This is a genomic window from Kitasatospora sp. NPDC001683, from assembly GCF_053596495.1.
On sequence record NZ_JBSFGK010000014.1, the window covers coordinates 118,424 to 124,538 of the forward strand.

The 6,115-nt window shown below is 70.1% G+C and carries 9 protein-coding genes; 4 read left to right on the forward strand and 5 right to left on the reverse strand.

Features of this window, described 5'->3' with window-relative positions:
• Nucleotide 1: 1 nt before the first annotated feature.
• The 5 genes from ACWCYO_RS10650 to ACWCYO_RS10670 form a co-directional block, all read right to left on the reverse strand.
• Nucleotides 2-1,120, reverse strand: a complete 1,119-nt coding sequence (locus ACWCYO_RS10650; protein WP_449783980.1) for an alpha/beta hydrolase — start codon at nt 1,118-1,120, stop codon at nt 2-4.
• Nucleotides 1,121-1,415: 295 nt separating this feature from the next.
• Entirely contained in the window at nt 1,416-1,865 is a 450-nt protein-coding gene (locus ACWCYO_RS10655; protein ID WP_449783981.1) for a hypothetical protein, read from the reverse strand.
• A 13-nt stretch (nt 1,866-1,878) separates the two neighbouring features.
• Nucleotides 1,879-2,166 (reverse strand): hypothetical protein, encoded by a 288-nt coding sequence (locus ACWCYO_RS10660; RefSeq protein ID WP_449783982.1) that lies wholly within the window; start codon nt 2,164-2,166, stop codon nt 1,879-1,881.
• A 105-nt stretch (nt 2,167-2,271) separates the two neighbouring features.
• Nucleotides 2,272-2,526 carry a hypothetical protein gene (locus ACWCYO_RS10665; protein WP_270144732.1) on the reverse strand — a complete coding sequence of 85 codons (255 nt, stop codon included), beginning with the start codon at nt 2,524-2,526 and terminating at the stop codon, nt 2,272-2,274.
• Entirely contained in the window at nt 2,523-2,891 is a 369-nt protein-coding gene (locus ACWCYO_RS10670) for an ATP-binding protein (protein WP_449783983.1), read from the reverse strand. Before ACWCYO_RS10670 ends, ACWCYO_RS10665 begins: the two co-directional genes overlap by 4 nt.
• 177 nt (nt 2,892-3,068) lie before the next feature.
• Between ACWCYO_RS10670 and ACWCYO_RS10675 the strand changes: the two genes are divergently transcribed.
• The 4 genes from ACWCYO_RS10675 to ACWCYO_RS10690 all read left to right on the forward strand — a co-directional run bounded on the left by ACWCYO_RS10675 (nt 3,069) and on the right by ACWCYO_RS10690 (nt 6,007).
• Entirely contained in the window at nt 3,069-3,956 is an 888-nt protein-coding gene (locus tag ACWCYO_RS10675; protein WP_449783984.1) for a helix-turn-helix domain-containing protein, read from the forward strand.
• A gap of 7 nt (nt 3,957-3,963) precedes the next feature.
• Nucleotides 3,964-4,167 (forward strand): DUF397 domain-containing protein, encoded by a 204-nt coding sequence (locus ACWCYO_RS10680; protein ID WP_449783985.1) that lies wholly within the window; start codon nt 3,964-3,966, stop codon nt 4,165-4,167.
• 138 nt (nt 4,168-4,305) lie between these two features.
• Nucleotides 4,306-5,088 (forward strand): GNAT family N-acetyltransferase, encoded by a 783-nt coding sequence (locus tag ACWCYO_RS10685; protein WP_449783986.1) that lies wholly within the window; start codon nt 4,306-4,308, stop codon nt 5,086-5,088.
• 199 nt (nt 5,089-5,287) lie between these two features.
• Nucleotides 5,288-6,007, forward strand: coding sequence for a hypothetical protein (locus tag ACWCYO_RS10690; protein WP_449783987.1), 720 nt, complete (start codon nt 5,288-5,290; stop codon nt 6,005-6,007).
• Nucleotides 6,008-6,115: the final 108 nt, after the last annotated feature.

A 6,115-nucleotide genomic window follows, 5' to 3' on the forward strand; every position in this document is an offset into this window, starting at 1 on the left:
CTCAACCGGTTTTCCCGATGGTCTGGGTGAGCCAGGTGAACACCTGCGGGACGAGCGGCTCCCAGGTGGAGGTCAGGTGCGGGCCGTTGACCTCCACCGGGGTGACGGCCGTCGGGGCCTTGGCGTTCTTCTGCAGCGCGAGGGCGTCCTCGAAGCCGTCGCCCTTCTTGCCCGTCACGTACAGGGCGACGTTGGGCGGCGTCTGGGCGTGCTGGAGCAGGTAGACCGGGTTGGAGACCTCGCGCAGGTGCGGGTCCTTCGCGGTGAGCGAGTCCGACTCGCCCGCCGGGTCGTTGTACCCGGAGAGGCTGACCCCGGCGTGGTACCGGTTCGGGTGCGCGATCGCGAGCCGGGCGGCGCAGTGCCCGCCCGCCGAGTAGCCGGCCACGGCCCAGTGCTCGGGTCCGGGCTCGGCGCGGAAGTTGTCCAGCACCATCTGCGGCACGTCGCGCGCCAGCCAGGTCTCGGCGTTGACCTTGCCGGGGACGTCCGCGCAGCCCGTGTCGACGTGCCCTTCGAGCAGCACGACGCGCGGCGAGACCAGGATGAACGGCGCGATCTGCCCCGACTTCATCAGCGGCGCCAGCTGCTTGGAGACGTTCATGCTGCCGAACCAGGCACTGGACGAGCCGGGGAAGCCCACGAGCAGTTCGACCACCGGGAACTTCTTGTCCTTGTAGGCCGGGTCGTCGTACTGCGGCGGCGTCCAGACCAGCACCTCGCCGTCCACCCCGGAGACCCGGCCCTTCAGCTCGGTCGTCTTCACGTCCTTCGGCACGGCCTTGTCGTCCACCGAGGTGAACTGCTGGACCACCTTGGGCTGGTCGGGCCCGTTCGCGGCCACCGTCGCGTCCGCCGGGGGCGGGACGGGCACCGCGCGGACGTGGCTGCCGGTGCCGAGCAGGTCGTCCCAGCTGCTGTACAGCTGGTTGTCGTTGTTGACCACGACGAACACCAGCGTCACGGCAGTGAGTTGGGCGAAGACCACCATGAGTAGGCGAGCCCCGAAGCGCAGGGCCTGCGGGCCGCGCACCCGGTTCCACAGGTACATCAGGAGACCTATGGAGAGCGGGAGGAGGAGGATCGCGAGGACGAAGAACGGGGTGCCGGTCAGCTTCACATCAGCTGATACGGATGGCGGCCGCATTCGGTTGCGCCCCGTGCGCACGTACGGCACAGGAAGTCGGACGGGCCGACGTCCTGTGCGGGAGGCCGTCAACGCCCGCGGGACGCGCCCACGGTCGGGTGCGGCTCGGCAGTGTGCGCACGCACGGGCGGCACCTGTTGGCGCATGATCACCTCACGCGGATGGCTCCGTGGCGACTGGAGCGTGGTGATCCACCGCTACGAGCGCGGCACGGACAACCGCCAGGCGATCTGGGACATCCGGGGACCGCGCACTGCTGACGGGCACGTCAGTCGTAGAAGAACTGGCGGAGGTCTTCGGCGGAGCCGGGCCCGAAGAGGAAGGCCTCCGCCCTCGCCGCCTCGACGGCCGACGGCGGGCCGTCCTCCCGGAGGCGGATCAGCCAGGTCTCGCCCAGCTCCCCGACGGCGTAGACGGCGGAGAGCAGTTCGGCCATGCCGGCCGGCCGGGGCGGGTCCACCCCGACGACGGACGTCAGCTCCCAACCACCGGCCCGCGCGGCGAGCCGGACGGCCGCGCCCCAGAGGGCGATGCGGGCCAGCCGACCGCGCCAGGGGAGTTCACTCGACGGCACCGGGCTGCCGACGGTCACGGCAGCGATGTCGTCGATGACCTCCCGCTCGAAGTCGGTGCGGATCCACCGACCCTCCTGGGAATCCTCGATGGCGGCGTGCCACCACTCCCAGGCGCCGCGCAGGCGGCTCGCAACCTCATCCATGCGGCTCAGGGTTTCACACCGGCGAGCGCGGTGTGAGGCGGGTGGCGGGCCAGGGGGAGTTGCGGCCGGCGGCCTCGCGGTAGGCGATGCGCTGGACGGCGAAGAGGAGCCGGTAGAGGTCGAGGGCAGCGTCGGACTCGTCGGCGGCGAAGCCCAGGTGGAAGACGAAGGCTTCGAGCTGGGGCCAGTCGAAGTCGTCGGGGACGGGCGGGGTGACGGGGGCCGGGGAGAGGGAGTTGAAGGCGGCCGCGACGGCGTAGTGCGCGGCGGCGAGGGCGTTCGCGACGGCGGGGTCGGACATGTCAGGGCTCCTCTTCATCGGGTTTTGCAACGTTGAGGGCGGTGATGACGCCCAGGGCTACGGTGGCGATCGCGAGGGCGAGGAGGGCGGCGAAGGCGGCGCCGATCAGGAACCGCACGGGCGCTCGCGGTCGGCATCGAGGAGGAGGGTGAGGAGGTTGAGGAGAGTGGACGCGGGGGCCGTGTTGAAGCGGACGAGGATGCGGCCGTCGAGGGTCTTGTCGGTGGTGGCCGAGGGGAAGATCAGGCCGAACTTGCGTCCGCGCTCGTGGAGTTCGGCGAGGAGGGTGCGGATGTGCTCGTCGGTGTAGGCCCTGACCCGGGGGTCGGTGGGCTGCATCGGCTGGCGGCGACGGTTCACGCGAGGGGCTCCAGTTCGAACCAGACGACCTTGCCGTTCTTGCGGGGGTCGGCCCCGAAACGGTGGGTGAGGGCGCGGACGAGGTGGAGGCCCCGGCCGGAGAGGGCGAGCGGGTCGGCGGGGAGGTCGGGCGGGGGAGGGAGGACGGGGCTGTCGTCGCAGACCTGGACGCGGAGGCGGAGGGGGGAGAGCGAGAAGGTGCAGAGCGGCGCCGGGCTGCTCGCGTGCTCCCACGCGTTGACGAAGAGTTCGTGGAAGGCGAGCTCCGCGTCGGAGATGCGGGAGGGCGGCCACCCGGCGGAGGAGAGGAGGGAGGAGAGCTCGCTGCGAGCGGCGGAGCAGTCGGGAGGAGTGAAGGCACGCATGAGTAACCCCTGGGAAGAGGAGGGGGAGCCACTGACGTTCTGTCATGTGACCGGTGCAACACTGAGAGTAGGGCAGGCAATTTCAAACCTGCAACAGATTCGCCGAGCATCACCCTTGTGGGTGGCGCCTCGCAGTCTCGGGGAGAGAGACTGCGCACGACACGGAAGGGAAGATCCTTGGCACTCAGGACCGAGATCAGCGAGCGGCAGCGCCGCTTCGGCGTCGAGCTGAGGCGCCTGCGCGAGGAGGCGGGTCTCGCCGTGAAGGATGCCGGCGCTCTCATCGAGATGGGAGCACCGCAGCTCAGCCACATCGAGGCCAGTCGCACGGGCTTGGACTCTGCGCGGCTCACCAAACTGCTAGGCCACTACGGCTGCACAGACGAGGCCTACATGGCCGAGCTAGACGATCTCGGAGCCAGCGACGGCAAGGGCTGGTGGACCGCGTTCAAGGGGCAGATCACGCCCAGGGCCCTCGATCTGGCCGAAACCGAGGCCCGGGCAGCCGCCCTGGACAACTATGAAACCTTCTACATCCCCGGCTATCTACAGCTGCCTGCCTACACCGAGGCGATGTTCGAGGACGCGTACCCCGAGCGGAAGCAGACGATCGAGGCAGCAGTTCAGTTCCGCGCCGAGCGTCAGCGCATCCTGACCGACGAGCGACAGAGGCAGTTCCGATTCGTCATCCATGAGGCTGCCTTGCGCATGCAGTTTCCCGGGAAAGCTGTGATGCGAGCCCAGTTGAAGCACCTGCTCACCATTTCAGAGCTCCCCAATGTCACCATCCAAGTACTGCCGTTCACGGTCCCGAAGAAGCCCCCACGTGCGAATTCGTTCCTGATCTGCGCTCCTGGCTCACCTGCACTCTCGACAGTCATCCTGGATGGGCCAACTCAGGCCGAGTACCTCGTCGATCAGACTTCGATCGCCAGCTACCGCGATCGCTTCGAGCAGCTGAGTGAAATCGCCCTACCCGCCATCAGCAGGGGTAGGTCGATGCAGGATGATTCACGAGACTCCTGGGGGTTGATCCAACACCTTCTGTACCTACTGCAGGAATGAAAGGCGCATGATGTCCGAACTCCGCTGGCAGAAGTCGTCGTTCAGCGACACGGACGATGGCAGCCACTGTGTAGAGCTAGCTCGCAGCGAGCGCGATCTCCGCCATGTCCGCGAGTCAGACGACCCCTTCCTCATCTTGACCACCTCGACCAGCAGGCTCCGCGCCTTCCTCCTCGGAGCCAAGGCCGGCGAGTTCGACCACCTCACCTGATCCGCCCGTGGTGCGCTTCCTCCGCCGATCAACGCCGGCGTTCATCGGTTGCCTACCGCCGCGCGCCACGATTACGTGCTGACCCTCGGCCAGGTCTGACACTCCGGGGGGCACCGGTCCGGGCCTATCCTCGAGCGCGTGCCCCTCATCAGCCTGCACGACCGCGCCGCGCTCGCCGAACGGTTCCGCACCGACCCGGCCCTGCACCTGTTCGAGCTCGGCGACCTGGACGACGCCCTCTGGCCCAACACCGCCTGGTACACGGCGGATCCCGACCACGGGCCGGTCGCCCTGCTCTACAGCGGCGGCGACACCCCCGTCCTGCTCGCCTTCGCCCGGCCCGCCGCCGCACCCGCCCTGGCGGAACTGCTCGGCGCGCTGCGCCCGTTCCTGCCGCGCCGCTTCACCGCCGGGCTCCCGGACGGCGCCGAGCGGGCCCTCGCACCCGACTACGCCGCCGAGCGCCGCACCCCGCTGCTGCGGATGATCCTCCCGGACGCCGCCCAACTGCCCACCGAACTCCCCCACCGGCCCGAGCCGTTGACCCTCGCCGACCTCGACGGGCTGCGCACCCTGCTGGCCGAGGCCTACCCCGAGTCCTGGTTCGACCGGCGGATGCTCGCGGGTGGCGGCTACGTCGGCATCCACGAGCGCGGCCGGCTGGTGGCCGCCGCCGGGGTGCACGTGCACTCCCCCGCCCACCGGGTCGCCGTGCTCGGCAACGTCGTCACCCACCCCGACGCCCGCGGCCGGGGCCTCGCCCGCTCCTGCGTCACCGCCCTGTGCCGCCACCTCGCCCAGACCACCGACCACCTGGGCCTCAACGTCCGTACGGACAACGCCGCGGCGATCGGCCTCTACCGGCAGCTCGGCTTCACCACCGTCACGACCTACTCCGAACTGATGCTGCGGGCTTCCTAGTTGTTCCAGCTGGCCCAGGTGGCGAAGGGGTCGGGCACGTGTGATCACGACTCGGCATCCCTTGTCACGGACCCGCGTGGGACTCGTCACGGCCCGGTCAAGACGGCAGCGAAGTCGTGGCACACGGCTTGGGCACTGCGCTATGAACGTCCCTCAGGAGGACGGCCGCCACGGCCGTCCGCATTGAGGGGGACGTCACGTGAAGACCATCCTCAACAGTCGCGCCACGGCCCTGGCCGGCCTGGCCGTGGTGGGCGCGCTCACCATGACCGCCTGCAACGACGACGCCGCGTCGTCCGACAGCGCGAGCACCCCGCCGGCCACCCAGGCGCCGGCCACGCCGTCCGCCGCGCCCACCACCCCGGCGGCCTCCGCCTCGGCGGCCGCGCCGACCGGCGGCACCACCGGCGGTTCCAGCGCCGGATCGACGGGCGGTGCCACCGGAGGGGCCCCGGACCAGGCCGGTCCGACCACGGCGGCCGGGAGCACGCTGAAGATCGGCGAGGCCGCCACCATCCCGTTCGTCTCGGGCAGCACCAAGGGCACCGTCTCGCTCGCGGTCACCTCGATCGACAAGGGCGACCCGGCCGACCTCGCCCCGCTCAAGCTGGGCGACAAGGTCACCGGCATGGTGCCGTACTACGTCCGGTTCAAGGTCACCAATACCGGCAGCACCGACCTGTCCTTCGCCAGCCTGACCCAGATGAAGGGCACGCTGCCGGACGGCGGGGAGGCCGCCGAGGTGATGCTGATCGGCACCTTCGACAAGTGCCCGCATCCCTCCTTCCCGAAGGGCTTCACCAACGGCCAGTCGATCGCCTCCTGCGTGCTGGCGCTGGCGCCCTCGGCGACCAAGGTGGCCGGCGCCGAGTACTGGGGCGAGCCGTACAGCCTGGGCAAGGGCGTCAACTGGAAGTGACGTACGGCGTCCGGGGGGCGGGGGCGGGCAGGTCGACGGCGCCGTACGGGTAGCAGAACCCGGTGACCGGGCCGCCGACCACCTCCTCCAGCAGGCGCCGGCTCTGCC